This is a genomic window from Rhodanobacter sp. C06, from assembly GCF_002001105.1.
GTDB lineage: Bacteria > Pseudomonadota > Gammaproteobacteria > Xanthomonadales > Rhodanobacteraceae > Rhodanobacter_A.
Genome location: NZ_MUNP01000061.1, coordinates 1 through 18,032 on the forward strand (window position 1 = coordinate 1; position 18,032 = coordinate 18,032).

An 18,032-nucleotide genomic window follows, 5' to 3' on the forward strand; every position below is an offset into this window, starting at 1 on the left:
ATCGTGGGTGGCCTGCTGATGCTGCTGCCTGCCGCCGCCCATCGAGCGACCGGCGCCGGCAGGCAGCAGCATCAGCAGGCCACCCACGATGCCGCCGAAACTGCCCATCCCCACGGAAGCCATCAGCCAGAACAGGCCGCCGATGACGAGCCCGCCGAGCGGCGCGCGCACCAGCGCATGCGAACGACCCAGCACGCCGCGCAGGAAGATCCACGCGAAGAAGCCGATTCCCAGCAGGCTGTTGAGATCCAGGCCACGCCGATCGTGCGGAGCACCCTGCACCGGGGCCGGCAGCGGCTCGCCATCGATCAGCAAGGTGAGCGCGCCCACCGCATCGCTGATGCCGCCGTCGTAGTCGCCGGTGCGGAATTTCGGCGCGAGGTATTCGCGGATGATGCGTGCCGCGGCGGCATCGGGGATCGCCCCTTCTAGTCCCGCACCCACCTCGATGCGCACCTGGCGGTCGTCCTTGGCGATCAGCAGCAGCACGCCGTCGTCGATGCCCTTGCGGCCCACCTTGTTCGCCATCGACACGTCCAGCGAATAGCTGTCGATGTCCTGCGGCTTCGTGCTGCCCACCATCAGCACGACGAGCTGCGCGCCCTTGGCCTTTTCCAAGGCGACCAGCTTGGCGTCGAGCTGGTCGACCTGCTGCGCGCTGAGCGTGCCGGTGAGGTCGGTGACATGCCGCGCCAGCTTCGGCACGGCGGCATCGGCGTGCAGCAGGGCGGGCAACAGCAAGGCCGCCAGCAGCAGGATCCACGACGCCCGCAGGCGGCAGTTCATCTCAGTGCGCCGAGGCGGCGGGCGCCGGCGCGGTGCCGCCGAAGTCGACCTTGGGTGCGGTGGAAATCGCCTGCTCGTTCTGCACGCTGAAGTTCGGCTTCACGGTGTAGCCGAACATCTTCGCGGTGAGGTTGTTCGGGAAGGTGCGGATCAGCCCGTTGTACTGCTGCACCGCCTGCACGTAGCGCTGGCGCGCCACGGTGATGCGGTTCTCGGTGCCTTCCAGTTGCGCCTGCAGGTTCTGGAACAAGCCGTCGGCCTTGAGGTTGGGATAGTTCTCGCTCACCGCCATCAGCCGCGACAGCGCGTTGCCGAGCTGGCCCTGCGCCGCCTGGAACTTCGCCAGCGCCTGCGGATCGTTCGCCAGCTCCGGCGTCACCTGGATGCTGCCCACCTTGGCGCGCGCATCGGCCACCTCGGTGAACACCTTCTCCTCGTGCTGGGCGTAGCCCTTCACCGTGGCGACCAGGTTCGGCACGAGATCCGCGCGGCGCTGGTACTGGTTGAGCACTTCCGACCATGCGGCCTTGACCGCCTCGTCTTGCCGCTGCATGGCGTTGTAACCGCAACCGGTGAGGGCGACGGCGAGCAGCAACAGCACGAGATTGCGCAGCAGTTTCATGGCGGGGCTCCGTTCCGGTGAGGGCGCCATTGCAGCATCCCGCCGCGTACGGTGCAATCAGAACCAGCGTACGCCCAGCACCAGCACCCAGCTCAGCACCATCAGCACCAGCAGCAGGAACACCGCGGCCGAGCCCATGTCCTTGGCGCGGCCGGCCAGTTCGTGGAACTCGGGGCTGACCTTGTCCACCACTGCCTCGATCGCGGAGTTGAGCAGCTCGGCCGACAGCACCAGGAAGGCCGGCGCCACCAGCGCGAGCTTCTCCAGCGCGCCCTGCCCCAGCCACAGGCCCAGCGGGATCAGCACCACCGCCAGCATCGCCTCCAGCCGGAACGAGGCCTCGTGGCGCCAGCCCGCACGCAGGCCCAGCATCGACCAGCGGAAGGCGTTCCAGAGTTGGCGCGGGTTGCCGCGGAAGCCGTGGCCTGGCATGGGGACGCATCTCCGGCGAGTGATGCCCGCGGCGCGGGGCCAAACGGCAATGATGCCACAGGCGCTCGCCCTGCTTCCGTGGCGGCTTGCCGGATATTGCGCTGCAGCGTAGCCGGCATGATGGATGGGTTACCCTTCGGCGGTTGTGGCGCGGTTCAGTGCCGCGACTCGCCGGTCGCGCTTGCGCGGCCGTTGTACTCCTCAGCACGGAATCGATGCATGGCAATCCAGAATCCACCCGTTTCGCAAACACGGTCGTTCAGTACCGTATTCCTGATCGAGATGTGGGAGCGCTTCGGCTTCTACGGCATGCAGGTGCTGATGGTCACCTACATGATGAAGAAGCTGGGCTTCGTCGACATCAAGGCGAACCTGGTGTGGGGCGCGGCCGCCGCGCTGATCTACGTGACGCCGGCGATCGGCGGCTGGGTGGGCGACCGGCTGATCGGCACTCGCCGTACCATGCGCCTCGGCGCGATCGTGCTGATGCTGGGCTACGCGCTGCTGTGGATTCCCACCGACAATGCGAACTTCCTGTACCTCGCGCTGGGCGTGATCATCGTCGGCAACGGCATGTTCAAGCCGAACGCCGGCAACCTGGTGCGCAAGATCTACGAGGGCGACGACACCAAGATCGACAGCGCATTCACCATCTACTACATGGCGGTGAACATCGGCTCGATGATCTCGATGACGCTGACGCCGTGGATCCGCGACTACGTGGGCGAGCACTACGGCGACGACTGGGGCTGGCACACCGCGTTCGGCGTCTGCGCGATCGGCCTGCTGCTGGGCCTGGCGAACTACGCGCTGATGAGCCGCGCGCTGAAGCACGTCGGCTCGCCCGCCGACGGCCAGCCGGTGCGGCTGAAGAACCTCACCGGCGTGCTGGGCGGCGCAATCGCGCTGGTGTTCGTGTCCGCATTCATCCTGCACAACGAACTGGTGGCGCGCATCTGCGTGTACGGTGCCGGCGTGGTGCTGCTCTACATCTTCGGCCACCTGATCTCGCGCAGCCACCGCGACGAGCGCGCCGGCCTGATCGCGGCGCTGGTGCTGGTGATCCAGACCATCTTCTTCTTCATCTTCTACCAGCAGATGTCCACCTCGCTGAACCTGTTTGCGCAAAAGAACGTGGACCTGTCGTTCGGCGTGTTCGGCTTCCACCTGTTCAACTGGATTCCCGAACAGTTCCAGAACCTCAACGCGATCTGGATCGTGGTGCTGAGCCCGGTGCTGGTGTTTGCGTACAACACGCTGGGCCGGCTGGGCAAGGATCCCTCGATCGCCGCCAAGTTCGCCTGGGGCTTCGCCGCGGTGGCGATCGGCTACTTCATGTACGGCCTCGGTGCGCGCTTCGCGGTGGCAGGCCAGGTGTCCTCGTGGACCATGGTGTGGGGCTACGGCTTCTACTCGCTGGGCGAACTGCTGGTGTCGGGCCTCGGCCTGGCCATGATCGCCCGCTACGTGCCCGAGCGCATGGGAGGTTTCATGATGGGCGCCTACTACGTGGCCTCGGGCATCTCGCAGTACCTCGGCAGCGTGGTGGCGAACTTCGCCCACGTGCCCAAGGACGTGACAGATCCGGTGGTGTCGCTGCCGATCTACATCGACCTGTTCGACAAGCTCGGCTTCGCCGGCGTGGTGTGCACCGCGATCGCGCTGGCCATGCTGCCGCTGATGAAAAAGCTCTCCGCCAGCCATGCCGACGTGGCGTCGACCCGCGAACCGCTGCCCGCCGTGCGCAGCGAGGAGTTCGACACGCCCTGATCCGGCGGCCCTGTCGCCGCACGGCGGCGGGGCCACGCCCGCGGAACGGACGGCATGCCACACCGGCCCCTCAAGAACCGCATCGGCCCGTTCGCGCTGGCGCGCGCGCTGGCCTGGTTGCGCCTGTGCGCGATCGGCGGGCAGAGCGTGGCGGTGCTGGTCTGCGCACTCTGGCTGCGCCTGGCGATACCGCTGCTGCCGCTGCTGGCCTGCATCGGCCTGCTCGCGGTGTTCTCGATGGTGGCGGCGTGGCGGCTGGGCCGGCCCTGGCCGGTCAGCGAAGGCGAGACGATCGCACACATCGTCGTCGACACCTCGGTGCTGTGCGTGCTGCTGTACTTCACCGGCGGCGCCAGCAACCCCTTCGTCACCCTGCTGCTGGTGCCGATCGCGCTCTCCGCCGCCGCGCTGTCGATTCGCGCCATCCTCGCGGTAGCCGCCATCGCCGGTGCCGCCTACCTGCTGCTGATCCGCTGGTATTTGCCGCTGCCCGTGCTGGATGGCGCGCACGACCACGGCTATTCGCTGCTCGTGGTCGGCATGGGCGTGAACTTCGTCATCATGGCGCTGCTGCTGGGCTTCTTCACCAACCGGCTGGCGCGCGCCCTGCGCGTGCAGCAACGAGCCATGCAACGCGTGCACGAGCGCGCGCTGCGCGACGAAGGCATCCTGGCGATCGCCACCCAGGCCGCCGGCGCCGCGCACGAGCTCAACACGCCGCTGTCCACCATGCGCACCCTGCTGCCCGAGCTGCGCCGCGAACACGCCGGAGACGCCGGGCTGGCCGAAGATCTCAGCCTGCTCGAAGGCCAGGTGGATCGCTGCCGCGACATCCTGCGCGAGATGGTGGCATTCGGCCAGGCCCAGCTTTCGCAGGAGCCGGAACGGCTCAGCGTGGCGCAGTTCCTGCACAGCTGCACCGAGCGATTCCAACTGCTGCGTCCCGAAGCGGAGCTGGATCAGCAACTGGACGAGGACACCGCACAGCTACCGCTGCGCGTGCCGCCCGGCCTGCGCCACGCGCTGCTGAACCTGCTCAACAATGCCGCCGACGCCTCCGCCCAGCGCGATTCGCGCGAGGTGCTGCTGCAGGTCGAGCGCGAAGGCGACTGGCTGCAGTTTCTCGTGATCGACCGTGGCCCCGGCTTCGCCAGCACCGAGGGCAACGCGCGGCTCGGCCAGTCGCAGAAGCAGACCGGCCTGGGTATCGGCCTCACCCTCGCCGAGGCCACCGCCGAGCGCCTCAGCGGCGAGCTGGTGGCGCGCAACACCGACGACGGCGCCGTGGTCTGCCTGCGCCTGCCGCTGGCGGTGATCTCGCGGCGCTGAGGATCACGCACCGTGCGCGTGCAACTTGCGTCGCATGCGGCAAGAATGGGCGCAGCCGCCCACCCGGACTCCCTCATGAACGAGCCTGCCTACCCCGTCTCCGCGCGCCCGCTGCTGCTGGTGGACGACGACGCCACCTTCGTGCGCGTGCTGAGCCGCGCACTCACTTCGCGCGGCTTCGAGGTGATCTCGGCCACCAACCTCGGCGATGCGCGCATGCTGGCGCGCCGCCACCAGCCGCGCTACTGCGTGCTCGACCTGAAGCTCGGCGAAGAGAACGGCCTGCGGCTGATTCCCGAGCTGCACACGCTGGTGCCGGACATGCGCATCCTGCTGCTCACCGGCTATGCCTCGATCGCCACCGCGGTGGAAGCGATCAAGCGCGGCGCGCACGACTATCTGGCCAAGCCGGTGGATGCCGACGCGGTGGTGCGTGCCCTGCTCGACGGCGACAACGGCAGCGAAGGCGACGACGAGGATCTGCCCGACGCTCCCGAGGCGCCGCTGGCGCTGCGCCGGCTGGAGTGGGAACACATCCAGCGCGTGCTCACCGAGTGCAGCGGCAACATCTCCGAGACCGCTCGCCGGCTCGGCATGCACCGGCGCACCCTGCAGCGCAAGCTGGGCAAGCATCCGGTGCGCGAACGGCCCGACGGCGAAACCTGAGCCGCGCATCTGCGACAACACGCCGTCTGGCGCGGTTACCGAAAGCGGCTAAGCTGGCAACCTTGGACCACGGTCAAGGGTTTCCGCTTGGACGTCCGTTTTCCCGTCGCGCTGTTGCTGGCTGCCTCCATCGGCACGGCGCTCGCCGCCGAACCGCCGCAATCGACCACGCTGGCGCCGGTGCACGTGCACGCCAGCGACACCGCGGTGCTGAACACGCCCAGCGTGACCGTGCACATCCCGCGCGAACGCCTGCAGCAGCAGAACCTGGTGGACAGCGCCGACGCGCTGCGTTACGCGCCGAACCTGCAGGTGCGCCAGCGCTACATCGGCGACCCCAACGCCACCATCAGCGGCCGCAACGGCGGCACGCTGCAGAGCGCGCGCAGCCTGCTCTACGTCGACGGCCTGCTGCTCTCCAACCTGATGAGCAACAGCTGGGACGGCGCGCCGCGCTGGGGCATGGTGGCGCCCGCGCAGATCGGCGCGGTGGACGTGCTGTACGGCCCGTACTCGGCGCTTTATCCGGGCAATTCGATGGGCACCACGGTGCTGATCCACACCCGCCTACCCGATCGCCTGGTCGCCAGCGCCGACGCGCAGTACTTCAGCCAGGACTACGGCGATCGTTACGGCGCCGGCGGGCATTACGACGGCCACCGCCTCGCCGCCCAGCTGGGCGACCGGCAGGGCCGCTGGCGCTGGCTGCTCGCGCTCAACCAGCTCGACAACCACGGCCAGCCGATGCAATACGCCACCGCCAGGGCCGGCGGCAACGCGGCCGCCGCCGTGCCGGTGGGCGGCGCCACGCCGGACCGCAACCCCAACGGCACGCCGCGCCTGGTCTACGGCGCCAACAGCATCGAGCACACCCGGCAGACCCAAGCGGCGCTGCAGGTCGGCGTGGACATTACGCCCGCGGTCAACGCGCTGTTCTCGCTGGGCTGGTGGCATAACCACGCGTTCGACGCCACCCGCAGCCTGATCCGCGACGCCGCCGGGCAGCCGGTGTACGCGGGCGCCATCCTCGCCGGCGGCCGGGTCTGGACCCTGCCCGCCAGCGGCCTCGCCCCCAGCGCCTACGACCAGACCCACGTGCTCTACGGCGCCGAGCTCGACGGCCATCTCGACAACGGCTGGCACTGGGACGCCGTGGCCAGCCGCTACGACTACCGGCACCAGCTCGAACACGATGCGGCCGGCTCGTCCGCCAGCAGCGCGCGGGGCGGTCCCGGTTCGGTGGCCGACATGAGCGGCTCCGGCTGGAGCACGCTCGACCTGCGCAGCTCCGGCCCGCTGGGCGACGACAACATGCTGTACGCCGGCGTCCACCTCGACCGCTACCGGCTGACTTCGCGCGTGCACGCCGCCAGCGACTGGCTGGGCGCCGCCGACGGCCCGCTGCTCAGCGCCTACGCCGGCCGCACGCAGACCCGCGCGCTCTACCTGCAGGACGTATGGAGCTTCGCCGAAGCCTGGGCACTGACCCTGGGCACGCGCTGGGAACAGTGGCGGGCCTGGGACGGCCGGCTGGCGAACACCCAGGCCGCGCTGGACTATCCCTCGCGCCGGCGCAGCGACGCCTCGCCCAAGGCCGCGCTGAACTGGGATCTCGCCAGCGACTGGCAGTTGCGCCTGTCCTGGGGCAAGGCCGTGCGCTACCCCACCGTCGAGGAACTCTTCCAGGGCTCGGTTTCCGGCAACGCGATCGTCAACAACAACCCCAACCTGCAACCGGAGCGCGACTGGTCCACCGACCTCAGCCTGATCCGCACGCTGCCGCGCGGCCACTGGCGCGTGTCGCTGTACCAGGACCGCGTGGCCGACACGCTGTACTCGCAGACCGACATCACCCTGCCGGTGCCGGTGACCAACGTGCAGAACATCGACCGGGTGCGCACGCGCGGCATCGAGGGCGAGTTGATGCTGGAGAGCATCGGCGGCCTCCCGCTGGACCTCACCGCGAGCGCCGCCTGGAACCAGGCGACCACGCTGCGCGACTGGCAGTTTCCCGCGGCGGACGGCAAGGCCTTCCCGCGCATCCCGCGCCTGCGCGCCAGCCTGTTCGCCGACTGGCGCTTCGCGCCGGGCTGGGACGCCTCGCTGGGCTTGCGCCGCTCCGGCCGCCAATACGGCACGCTGGACAACGGCGACTTCGTGGACACCTATGGCGCGGTGAGCAGCTTCACCGTGGCCGACGCGAAACTGCGCTGGCGCTTCGCGCCGCAATGGACCGCCTCGCTGGGCGTGGACAACCTCGGCGACGAGCATTACTGGGTCTACCATCCCTACGCCGGCCGCACCTGGTTCGGCGAACTTCACTGGGAACTGTAGCTTTTCTCCCTCCCCTGTTCGCAGGGGAGGGCTGGGGCGGGGTGCTTTTGCACCCACGCCGGCCAGAAACACCCCCTCCCGACCTCCCCCTGCGACCGAAGGAAGTCCCTTTGGGGCAAGCAGGGGGAGGAGCAAAGACGAGACACCCATGCGCACGTTCATCCTTCCCCTGCTCTGCCTGCTGTCGTCCGTCGCCTTCGCCCACGACATGCCCGGCATGAAGATGCCCCGCGAACCCGCGCTGGGCGCCAGCGCCGCGTTCGACACGCACGGCCGGCTGTGGGTGGTGGATGCCGCGGACGGCCACGTGCGCCTGCGCCACTCCGACGATCTCGGCAAGACGCTGAGCCCGCCGCTGTATGTCAACGCCGTGGCCGAACCGATCTACGACGAGGGCGAGAACCGGCCCAAGATCACGTTCGGTTCCAGGGGCGAGCTGTACGTGAGCTGGTCGCAGCCACGCGCGAAGCCCTGGACCGGCTTCGTGCGCTTCGCCCGCTCGCCGGACGGCGGCGCGCATTTCTCCGCGCCGATCACCGTGCACCACGACCACGCCGAGATCACCCATCGCTTCGACGCGCTGGCGGTGGACGGCCACGGCCGCGTGGTGATCGCCTGGATCGACAAGCGCGACATGGAAGCCGCACAGGCCAAGGGTCGGCCTTACCTCGGCGCCGCGGTGTACTACAGCTGGTCGGACGACGCGGGCAAGAGCTTCGTGCCCGAACGCAAGCTGATGGACAACTCCTGCGAGTGCTGCCGCATCGCACTGGCGCGCACGCCGGGTGGCGAAGTCGCCGCGTTCTTCCGCGGCGTCTACGGCGACAACATCCGCGACCACGCATACGCCTTGCTGCCCACCGACGGCAAGGCGCCGCACCCCGAGCGCGCCACCTTCGACGGCTGGCGGATCGCCGCGTGCCCGCACCACGGCCCCGGCCTCGCGATCGCCGCCGACGGCACGCGCCACGCGGTGTGGTACGAGGCCAAGAGCGGCCCCGCGATCTGGTACGGCCAGCTCGATCCCGGCCATCCGCCGCAGCATCTGCTGAAACTCGCCGCCCCCGGCGCCAGCCATGCCGACGTGGCCGTGCACGGCAAGACGGTATGGCTGGCATGGAACCAGGTCGACGCGAACGGCTACACGCTGATGCTGCGCGTTTCCGCCGATGGCGGTCTGCACTTCGACGCGGCGCGCGCCATCGCCCACTCCAGCGCTGCAGTGGGTTCGCCGCAACTGCTGACCCGACAGGGCCACGCCTTCGTGGCGTGGAACACCGCCGATGGTTTCCGGCTGGTTCCCACCGAGGCACGATGATGCGTCGCCTCGTCCTCGTCGCCCTGCTTGCACTGGCGCTGCCGACCCTCGCCCATGCCGGCACGCCCGCGTCGCTGTCCGCAGGCGATGTGCCCGCCCTGCTCAAGCCGCCCGCGCACGGCGTGCGCATCCTCGCCGTGTGGGCGCTGGACTGCGCCTACTGCGAGGCGAACATGCAGGCGCTGGCGAAGCTGCAGCAGCTTCATCCACAGGACGTCGAGCTGGTCACCGTGGCCACCGACAGCATCGCGCAAGGCGCGCAGATCGCGGCACGGCTCAAGGCCATGCGGATGGACGGCTATCCGGCGCGCGCCTACGCCGAAGCCTCGCCCGAACGACTGGATTTCCTGATCGACCCGAACTGGGGCGGCGAAACGCCGCGCACCGAGATCATCCGCGCCGACGGCAGCCGGCAAGGCATCAGCGGCGAACTCACCATGCCGCAGCTGCAAAAGCTGCGCCCGTAGGAGCACCCTGTGCGCGAATGCTCTGGCGCTGATCGAAGCCAATAAGCATTCGCGCACAGGGTGCGCTCCTACGGCTGGTCGCCGGTATCGTCCGCGCTGGCGGCCGACGCCGGTGCGGGTGGCGCCGAGCTGCCGTCGTCCTCGTCGCCGTAGATCGCCACGTGCGGCACGCCACTGGCGTCGATCCAGCCGCGGCACATGCCGTCGGTGTTGAACGGGATCGCGATGTTGCCGTGCGCGTCCAGCGCGATCGCACCGCCGTTGCCGCCCAGCGCGGGAATCTCCTGGTTGATGACGACGGCGGCAGCGCGCTTGATCGGCACGCGCATCTGGCTCACCTGCATACAGATCGAATGCGCGGCCACGGTGCGGATGTAGTACTCGCCCCAGCCGGTGCCGGACACCGCGCAATCGCTGTTCGCGTAGGTGCCCGCGCCGATGATCGGCGAGTCGCCGATGCGGCCCCAGCGCTTGTCGGTCATGCCACCGGTAGAGGTGCCGGCGGCAAGATGGCCTTGCGCATCCAGCGCCACCGCACCCACGGTGCCGAAGTGCTTCGCGGTCTCCTCGTCCTCGTGGGACTTGCCGGCACCGTCCTCCTTGAGCGCCTTCTGCAGCTGCTGCCAGCGTTCTTCGGTGCGGAAGTACGAGGGGTCGACCAGCGGCATGCCGATGCTCTGCGCGAACGCCTCGGCGCCCTGGCCGGAGAGCATCACGTACGACGTCTTCTCCATCACCGCACGCGCGAGCAGTATCGGGTTCCTGATCCGCTCGACGCCGGCCACCGCGCCGGCACGGCGCGTGTCGCCGTCCATGATCGCGGCATCCAGTTCATTCTTCCCGTCGTGGGTGAATACCGCGCCCTTGCCGGCGTTGAAGTTCGGATCGTCCTCCAGCACCACGATCGCCGCGCTCACCGCATCCACCGAGCTCTTGCCGGCCTTGAGCTGCGCGTAGCCGCTTTCCAGCGCCCTGGTCATCGCCGCGCGTATCGCCTTCTCCTTCGCCGGCGAGAGCTCGCGCCTGATCACCCCGGCACCGCCGTGGATCACCAGCACGGGCGGCACGGCGGCATGGCTCATCGCGGCGACTCCGAGGGCGGCGAGGACAGGCAACAGGCGGCGCGGCTTCACGGGGCTCTTTCCCTGAGGACAACAGGGGAAGTATAGCGAGCCGGTTTCGTCACTTGGGCTCGAAGCGCACCTGCTTGCCCTCGAACACCGGCTTCATGCCTGCGAGATTGGCCAGTTGCTGCATGGCCGTTCCTGCGGGCACGTCGTTGAACGACAACGTGACCGCAGCATGGCCCAACGCATCCGGATTGACGAGCGTCCATCCCGCTTTCGCCGCCACCGACTCCGCGACCGCGCGCGCCACACCGTTCTTGACGTGCTCGGTGACCTTGATGGGAGACGCCTCGGCAATCACACGCGCCGGACAACCGACTCGCGGCGTGAAGTCGATGGCAAAGCCGCGCTTGCCATCCGCTCCGGTGCCGACCACGTGCATTGCCTTGCCGGGCGCACCCAGCAACTGCGTATGCTCCAACATCGCACCGTCGGGTCCGGAAACGATCATGTCGATGCGAACGTGCCCACTGTCTGCACTCGTGATGGTGGCGTCTACACTGCCGCCAGGCATGCGCACCTTGGCAACCTCGCCGGGCGCACTGCACAACGCCAAGGCCTGCGTCTCGGCATGGCGCTGGTGTTCGTTGTCGCTGGAAAAGTCGACAGTCATGTCCAGTTGATATTCCGCGGCCGCGCCTGTCGCAGCCTGCGTCGACGCAATGGGCGCGGTCGCGGCATAGACCGAACCGGCCAGTGCCACCATCAACAAGCCGATTGCGACGATGCCGGCGTATCGACGCTGGCGATTCGGTACGGGTGATTTCAACATGGCAATACGCTCCGTGAGTGGATGACGAGGAGACCACGCGCAGCCCACCGGCAGCGCGAATGCGGCCGACTGGGTTTTCAACATCGCATTCGCATAGCTGCGCCGTTGCGCGCCGTGCCTGCGCAGCACGGCGGCATCGCAGGCCAGTTCCTGGTCATGACGCAGGGCCGCGAGCGCCCACCACGACAGCGGGTGGCACCAGAACAAGGCGGCGAACGCATGCGCGAACAGGCACCCCCAGCCATCGCCGCGCTGCGCATGCGCGTCCTCGTGGGCGAGGATCAACGCCTGCTCGGTGGTGTCGTAGCGCTCGGCGAAATCCGCGGGCAGCACGATGCGGCTGCGCCAGGCGCCAACCAGGGCCGGACCGACATCGGCACGGGTGGCGCGCAGCACCGGCCGGCGCGACCGCGCATCCGCCATCGGCGTGGCGCCGCGCAGCCGACGCCGATAGGCGCGCTGCGCCAAGGCGGCCAGCGCAAACACGGCGGCGCCACCGGCCAGCCACAGCAGCATGGCTCCGACGCGCCAGTTGAAACCATTCGCAACGCTCGCCTGCGGCGCCACCGCACCCGCCGCTGAAGTGATCGTGTACACCAACGGCGGCAGCGCTGCCGACGCCGCTGCGACATGCGGCAGCTGGCTGGCCAGCAGCACCAGCGGCGGCAGCAGCCACAGCTGGAACGCGCGCTCGGCACCGAACCCGCGCCGGCACGGCTTGCGCAGCGCGGCGACGAACAGCACCGCCGCGGTGAAGGCCAGCAGTGCTAGCCAGCCGCGCGCGGCCCATGCCGCCGCCATCGGCGCGAGACCCGGCAGGTGAAGCTCATTCATCGTCGAGCTCCTGCAGCAGCTTGCGCAGTTCGGCGATGTCCTTCTTGCTGAGCTTGCGCTGCTCGGAGAAGTGCGCCACCAGCGGCGCCACGCGGCCATCGAACAGGCGGTCGAGCAGCCCCTTGCTTTCCTGCGAGACGTACTTCTCGCGGCTCAGCAGCGGCGTGTAGAGATAGCGACGGCCATCTTTCTCCGCCTTCACCGCCTTCTTCCGCAAGAGGCGGTTGAGCAGGGATTTCACCGTGCCTTCCTGCCAGTCCTGCGCCGGACCGACCTCGGCGAGGATCTCCTCGGCACTGCGCGGCGCCGTGCGCCACAGCACTTCCATCACCACCGACTCGGCTTCACTGATCGCCATGAAGTCACCGTTTACGCGTGTAAGTGATTTTATGTTTACACGCGTAAATGTTCGTCGTCAAGCGATCGCCACGCCGCCGCGAAAGGACCTGCGACCTTGGTACAACACGGCCCGGCGGCAATCCGTCGTATCCTTGGCAGCTGGTTCCCCAGCATGAAGGCACGGCAATGGACAAGGTTTGCGCAAACGCCGGCAAGGCTCTCGACGGTCTGTTGTTCGACGGCATGACGATCGCGGCCGGCGGTTTCGGCCTGTGCGGCATCCCCGAGAACCTGATCGGCGCGCTGCTGGAGGCAGGCACGAAAAACCTCACCATCGTGGGCAACAACGCCGGCGTGGACGATTTCGGCATGGGGCCGCTGCTCAAGACCCACCAGGTGAAGCGCGTGTACGCCTCCTACGTGGGCGAGAACAAGGAGTTCGAGCGGCAGACCCTGGCCGGCGAGCTGGAGCTGCACCTCACCCCGCAGGGCACGCTGGCCGAGAAGCTGCGCGCCGGAGGCGCCGGCATCCCCGGCTTCTATACGCGCACCGGGTTCGGCACCCAGCTCGCCGAGGGCAAGGAAACCAAGGTGTTCGGCGGCAAGGAATACGTGCTGGAGGAAGCGATCCACGCCGACGTGGCCATCGTCAAGGCATGGAAAGGCGACCGCCTCGGCAACCTGGTGTTCCGCGAGACCGCGCGCAACTTCAATCCGATGATCGCCACCTGCGGCAAGGTCTGCGTGGCCGAGGTGGAGGAGCTGGTCGAGGTCGGCACGCTCGATCCGAACAACATCCACGTGCCGGGCATCTACGTCGACCGCATCATCCAGGGCGCGAGGTACGAGAAGCGCATCGAGTTCCGCACCATTTCCGGCGCCAACACCGGCAAGGAAAGCCCCATGCGCACCGCGCTGGCGCAGCGCGCCGCGAAGGAATTGCGCGACGGCTTCTACGTGAACCTCGGCATCGGCATCCCGACCCTGGTGGCCAATTACATTCCCGAAGGCATGGACGTGGTGCTGCAGTCGGAGAACGGCCTGCTCGGCATCGGCCCATTCCCCACCGAGGCGCAGATCGATCCCGACCTGATCAACGCGGGCAAGCAGACCGTCACCACCCTGCCCGGCTCCAGCTTCTTCTCCAGCGCCGAGTCGTTCGCGATGATACGCGGCGGCCACATCGACCTGGCCATCCTGGGCGGCATGGAAGTCTCGGTCACCGGCGATCTCGCCAACTGGATGGTGCCGGGCAAGATGGTGAAGGGTCCCGGCGGCGCGATGGACCTGGTCAGCGGCGTGCGCCGCGTGGTGGTGCTGATGGAGCACTGCGCGAAGGACGGTTCGCCGAAGATCAAGGAGCAGTGCGACCTGCCGATCACCGGCAAGGCCTGCGTGGACCTCATCATCACCGACCTCGCCGTGTTCGAAGTGGCGAAGGGCAAGGGCCTCACCCTGATCGAACTGAGCCCCGGCGTGACGCTGGACGAGGTGAAGGCGAAGACCGGCTGCGCGTTCGCGGTGGGCGCCGCGCTGAAGCAGTAACCGCGACTCTGGCAAACCCGTAGGAGCGCCCCCCGGATCAAGTCCGGGGGTGCGCTCCTACCCTAGATGCAGCTCAGGCCGCTGCCGCCGGCAAGGTCTCCGGGAAACGCACACGCGCCACGCCCGGCTTGCCCGGCGCGTGCAGTTCCAGCGGCCAGGCAAAGCGGTCGCTGATGCGCTGGGCGATCGCCAGCTCGAAGCTGAGCCGTTCGTCGCCGGCGCGGATCGGGGCGGCGTCAGCCGCCGCATGGCTCACGGTGATCGCGCCGGGCAGCACGGTGACCACCACATGCCCCGCATCGGCGTGCTGGCAGGCGTCGCGGATCAGCTGCCAGCACAGTACCGAGAACGCGCGCATGGAACCATGCAGCGCGAAGCGCGCCGGCTCCTCCAGTTGCAGTTCCACCGACGAACCGGCCATCAGATCGCGCGCGGTTTCCAGTTCGCGCCGCAGCACGTCGTTCACCACGAATTGCTCGGCGGTGCCGCCGGGATCGGATTCGCGCGCGAGGATCAGCAACACCTCGACCAGCGCCTCCAGCTCACGCGTGGCGCGGTGGATGCGCCGCACCGAGCGCCGCCCGCATTCGCCGAGGCCGTCCTCGTCGGCCAGCATGTCCACCGCCATGCGGATCACCGTGAGCGGCGTACGCAACTCGTGGCTGGCGTCGCGGGTGAAGTTGCGTTCGCGCTGGCCGTAGTCGGCGATGCGCGCGGCGAAGCCGTGCAGTCCGTACGCCAGCGCGACAAGGTCGGCGTCGGCGTCCTGCGGCAGGCGCTCGGGGCGCAACGCGGCCGGGTCGGACTGGCCGTCGTGCCACTCGCGGATCAGCCGCGCCAGCGCGCTCACCGAACGCCATTCGCGCCGCGTGGCAAGCCAGGCCAGGCCGGTGACGATCACGATCACCGCGATCGCCGCCGGCAGCGGCGCCTGGTCGTAGGCGCCCATCACGCAGACGATCGCCACCGCCACGAATTGCAGCGCAAACACCCAGGCAATGCGGCGCCGGAAGGCACCGGCACGGAAGATTGCCGCACCATCCACTTCTTTCGCATTCATCTACGTTCGTGCATCACGCCATGTGGGCGGCAGTGGCCACTTCCGCGTCGAGATCCGCGAGCCGGTAGCCGGCCGAATGGATGGTATGTAGCAGCGGCCGCGCGAACGGTTTGTCGATGACCCGGCGCAGGTTGTACAGGTGCGAGCGCAGCGTGTCGGAGTCAGGCAGCATGTCGCCCCAGATCTCGCGCTCGATGTCGCGCCGGCTCACCACACGCGGCGACTCGCGCATCAGGATCGCCAACAGCTTCAGGCCGATCGGCGACACGGTAAGCTCCTGCCCCGCGCGGGTCAGCCGCAGCGTGGCGGTGTCCAGCGTCATGTCGCCCACGTTCAGCACTTCGGCCGAGACCTGGCGGCGGTCGCGGCGGATCAGCGCGCGCAGCCGCGCCTCCAGCTCGCGCACCTCGAATGGCTTCACGAGGTAATCGTCGGCGCCGGCCTCCAGCCCGATCAGCTTGTCCTCCAAGGTGTCGCGCGCAGTGAGCATCAGTACCGGGGTGGCCTTCTTCGCCTCGCGGCGCAGCTTGCGGCACACCTCGAGGCCATCGAGGCCGGGAAGCATCAGGTCCAGCACGATCACGTCGTAGCTGCTGGTAACCGCCAGGTGCAGCCCGCTGGCGCCGTCGGCCGCATAGTCCACGGAATAGCCGCAGCGCTCCAGGAACTCGCCCACCGTCTCGGCGATCTGGCGGTTGTCTTCCACCAGCAGAATCAGGCCGGCCTGCTCGTCGTGTCCGCTCATGTCGCTCCTCCTGTGTGGCTTCACAAATGTGAAGAGCTAACCGGGCATGGGGTGATGACGGCGTGAAAACGACCTGGAAACGTTCAGCTCAAGGGCGCAGCAAGGGCTGCAGCACGCGCCACACGTTCTCCAGCACTTTCGGCTCGCCGGCGCCCGTCGGATGCAGGCCGTCGGCCTGCATCAGGGCCGGATCGAGCGCCACGCCGTCGAGCAGGAACGGCAGCAGGGCCACATGCTTCTGCTGCGCCAGCCCGGTGTAGACCGCGCGCAGGCCGTCGCGGTATTGCGGGCCGTAGTTCACCGGCAGTTCGATGCCCAGCAGCAGCACCTTCGCGTGCGTGGCCTGGGCGGCGGACACCATCGCCGTGAGGTTGTCGCGCAACTGGTTCAGCGGCAGACCCTGCAGGCCGTCGTTCGCGCCCAGCTCGATCACCACCACGCCCGGCCGATAAGTCGCCAGCAGCGCCGGCAGGCGGTTGCGCCCGGACAGCGAGGTCTCGCCGCTGATGCTGGCATTGACCACGGTCCATCGCGACACCATCTTGCCAAGACGGACTTCCAGCAGATGCACCCAGCCCTGCTCCGTCGCAATGTTGTGCGCGGCGGACAGCGAATCACCGAGCACCAATACGGTACGTGCCGGCGCGGCCTGCACCGCGACGACGGCACCGGCCAGCCACAACAGCAAGCAGAGGAAACGACGCATGAGCGACACGCCCCACCTTGTCCTGGAAGCCCACGATGTTAGCAAGTCGGTGGACGGCCCCGAGGGGCGGCTGCAGATCCTCGACCGCGTGGGCCTGCGCGTCGCCGCCGGCGAGAGCTTCGCCATCGTCGGTGCGTCGGGCTCGGGCAAGACCACCTTGCTCGGCCTCCTAGCGGGGCTGGACACGCCGAGTTCCGGCAGCATCCGCCTCGACGGCCATGCGCTGGAGACGCTGGACGAGGAAGCGCGCGCCGACCTGCGCCGGCGCCTGGTGGGCTTCGTGTTCCAGTCCTTCCACCTGCTGCCCGCGCTCAGCGCCGAGGAAAACGTGATGCTGCCGCTGGAGCTGGAAGGCGACGCGCAGGCGCGCACCAAGGCCCGCGCAGCACTGGAAGCGGTAAGCCTCGCCGCACGCCGTCGCCACTATCCGGCGCAACTCTCCGGCGGCGAGCAGCAGCGCGTGGCGATCGCCCGCGCCTTCGTGCACGGCCCGCGCCTGCTGTTCGCCGACGAACCCACCGGCAACCTCGACCAACGCACCGGCCACCACATCGCCGACCTGCTGTTCGCGCTGAACCGCGACCACCGCACCACGCTCGTGCTGGTGACCCACGACGCGCAACTCGCGGCGCGCTGCCAGCGCAGGATCGAACTGCATGAGGGGCGCGTGCTGGCGCACGCGGCGGCGGTGGGTGCATGAGCGCGCGCGCATGCTCCTGCTCCCTCGCGCGGGACTCGACATTCTTCCTCCCCCCCAACAGATTCACCGTTGGGGGAGAGGGTCGGGGTGAGGGGGGCTCTTGCTACTCGCCAGGTTCAGAACAGTTTCGTGCCGCACGCGACAAAGCGGTTTCGTGCGCCTGCCGGCGCCCGAGTTCCTTTCTCTTTGCTTGCCCACGCATGCGCAGGAGCGCGTGCGAACAGCGAAGCTGGCCCGGAAGGGCGGAGGGCAGGATGCCCGGAGTCAAGAGAAAGGAACCAAAGAGAAGCGGCACCCCGATGGCGCGCCCTCCAGGCGTCCTGCCTTCCGGGTGCGCGGGGGGGTTACGGGGTTTTCCGACGGCACCTCCGTGTGCCGACGGAAAACTGGCCCGCATCCCTGCGGGCCATCCTGCGGGCTTTCCTCCATCCGCCCGCCGCGCCATAGGGGGCCCAGGCAGAGCAGCGCGCTCCTGCGCGC

General features: G+C 68.7%; 17 protein-coding genes. 8 read left to right on the top strand and 9 right to left on the bottom strand.

The window, feature by feature from the left end; translation table 11 throughout:
- From B0E52_RS13310 to B0E52_RS13320, 3 genes are all read right to left on the bottom strand, one after another.
- On the bottom strand, positions 1–786 hold a 786-nt coding region (locus tag B0E52_RS13310), incomplete at its 3' end, for a TPM domain-containing protein (RefSeq protein ID WP_139351686.1).
- Between the two features lies 1 nt (position 787).
- On the bottom strand, positions 788–1,408 hold the full coding sequence (locus B0E52_RS13315; RefSeq protein ID WP_077484533.1) for a LemA family protein: 621 nt from the start codon (positions 1,406–1,408) through the stop codon (positions 788–790).
- Between the two features lie 57 nt (positions 1,409–1,465).
- The gene (locus B0E52_RS13320) at positions 1,466–1,840 is read right to left on the bottom strand and encodes a diacylglycerol kinase (RefSeq protein WP_077484535.1); all 375 of its coding nucleotides are present in this window, start codon (positions 1,838–1,840) and stop codon (positions 1,466–1,468) included.
- Between the two features lie 219 nt (positions 1,841–2,059).
- On the opposite strand from B0E52_RS13320, the gene B0E52_RS13325 reads away from it, so the two are divergent.
- The 6 genes from B0E52_RS13325 (at position 2,060) to B0E52_RS13350 (ending at position 9,724) form a co-directional block, all read left to right on the top strand.
- The gene (locus B0E52_RS13325; protein WP_077484537.1) at positions 2,060–3,610 is read left to right on the top strand and encodes an oligopeptide:H+ symporter; all 1,551 of its coding nucleotides are present in this window, start codon (positions 2,060–2,062) and stop codon (positions 3,608–3,610) included.
- A gap of 54 nt (positions 3,611–3,664) precedes the next feature.
- The gene (locus tag B0E52_RS13330; RefSeq protein WP_077484539.1) at positions 3,665–4,939 is read left to right on the top strand and encodes an ATP-binding protein; all 1,275 of its coding nucleotides are present in this window, start codon (positions 3,665–3,667) and stop codon (positions 4,937–4,939) included.
- Positions 4,940–5,014: 75 nt separating this feature from the next.
- The gene (locus B0E52_RS13335; protein WP_077484541.1) at positions 5,015–5,605 is read left to right on the top strand and encodes a response regulator transcription factor; all 591 of its coding nucleotides are present in this window, start codon (positions 5,015–5,017) and stop codon (positions 5,603–5,605) included.
- Between the two features lie 87 nt (positions 5,606–5,692).
- The gene (locus B0E52_RS13340; RefSeq protein WP_254426802.1) at positions 5,693–7,939 is read left to right on the top strand and encodes a TonB-dependent receptor; all 2,247 of its coding nucleotides are present in this window, start codon (positions 5,693–5,695) and stop codon (positions 7,937–7,939) included.
- Positions 7,940–8,087: 148 nt separating this feature from the next.
- A complete protein-coding gene (locus B0E52_RS13345) occupies positions 8,088–9,257 on the top strand; it encodes a sialidase family protein (RefSeq protein WP_077484543.1) in 1,170 nt (389 codons plus the stop codon).
- A complete protein-coding gene (locus B0E52_RS13350; protein WP_077484563.1) occupies positions 9,257–9,724 on the top strand; it encodes a hypothetical protein in 468 nt (155 codons plus the stop codon). Before B0E52_RS13345 ends, B0E52_RS13350 begins: the two co-directional genes overlap by 1 nt.
- A 68-nt stretch (positions 9,725–9,792) precedes the next feature.
- Here the strand turns inward: B0E52_RS13350 and B0E52_RS13355 are convergent, their stop codons facing one another.
- The 3 genes from B0E52_RS13355 to B0E52_RS13365 all read right to left on the bottom strand — a co-directional run bounded on the left by B0E52_RS13355 (position 9,793) and on the right by B0E52_RS13365 (position 12,815).
- Positions 9,793–10,806 carry an isoaspartyl peptidase/L-asparaginase gene (locus tag B0E52_RS13355; protein WP_077484545.1) on the bottom strand — a complete coding sequence of 338 codons (1,014 nt, stop codon included), beginning with the start codon at positions 10,804–10,806 and terminating at the stop codon, positions 9,793–9,795.
- Between the two features lie 100 nt (positions 10,807–10,906).
- Positions 10,907–12,424 carry a M56 family metallopeptidase gene (locus B0E52_RS13360; protein WP_139351687.1) on the bottom strand — a complete coding sequence of 506 codons (1,518 nt, stop codon included), beginning with the start codon at positions 12,422–12,424 and terminating at the stop codon, positions 10,907–10,909.
- 25 nt (positions 12,425–12,449) lie between these two features.
- Complete coding sequence (locus B0E52_RS13365; protein WP_077484549.1) at positions 12,450–12,815, bottom strand: BlaI/MecI/CopY family transcriptional regulator; 366 nt, start codon at positions 12,813–12,815, stop codon at positions 12,450–12,452.
- 167 nt (positions 12,816–12,982) lie between these two features.
- Between B0E52_RS13365 and B0E52_RS13370 the strand changes: the two genes are divergently transcribed.
- Positions 12,983–14,341, top strand: a complete 1,359-nt coding sequence (locus B0E52_RS13370) for a 3-oxoacid CoA-transferase (RefSeq protein ID WP_077484551.1) — start codon at positions 12,983–12,985, stop codon at positions 14,339–14,341.
- A gap of 73 nt (positions 14,342–14,414) precedes the next feature.
- Here B0E52_RS13370 and B0E52_RS13375 read toward each other — a convergent pair whose 3' ends face one another.
- The 3 genes from B0E52_RS13375 to B0E52_RS13385 form a co-directional block, all read right to left on the bottom strand.
- Positions 14,415–15,401, bottom strand: coding sequence for a HAMP domain-containing sensor histidine kinase (locus B0E52_RS13375; RefSeq protein ID WP_077484553.1), 987 nt, complete (start codon positions 15,399–15,401; stop codon positions 14,415–14,417).
- A 13-nt stretch (positions 15,402–15,414) separates the two neighbouring features.
- Positions 15,415–16,146 (bottom strand): response regulator transcription factor, encoded by a 732-nt coding sequence (locus B0E52_RS13380; protein WP_077484555.1) that lies wholly within the window; start codon positions 16,144–16,146, stop codon positions 15,415–15,417.
- 88 nt (positions 16,147–16,234) lie between these two features.
- Complete coding sequence (locus B0E52_RS13385; RefSeq protein ID WP_077484557.1) at positions 16,235–16,852, bottom strand: arylesterase; 618 nt, start codon at positions 16,850–16,852, stop codon at positions 16,235–16,237.
- Here B0E52_RS13385 and B0E52_RS13390 point away from each other — a divergent pair.
- Entirely contained in the window at positions 16,851–17,552 is a 702-nt protein-coding gene (locus tag B0E52_RS13390; RefSeq protein WP_077484559.1) for an ATP-binding cassette domain-containing protein, read from the top strand. The two genes, B0E52_RS13385 and B0E52_RS13390, sit on opposite strands and share 2 nt — an antisense overlap.
- Positions 17,553–18,032: the final 480 nt, after the last annotated feature.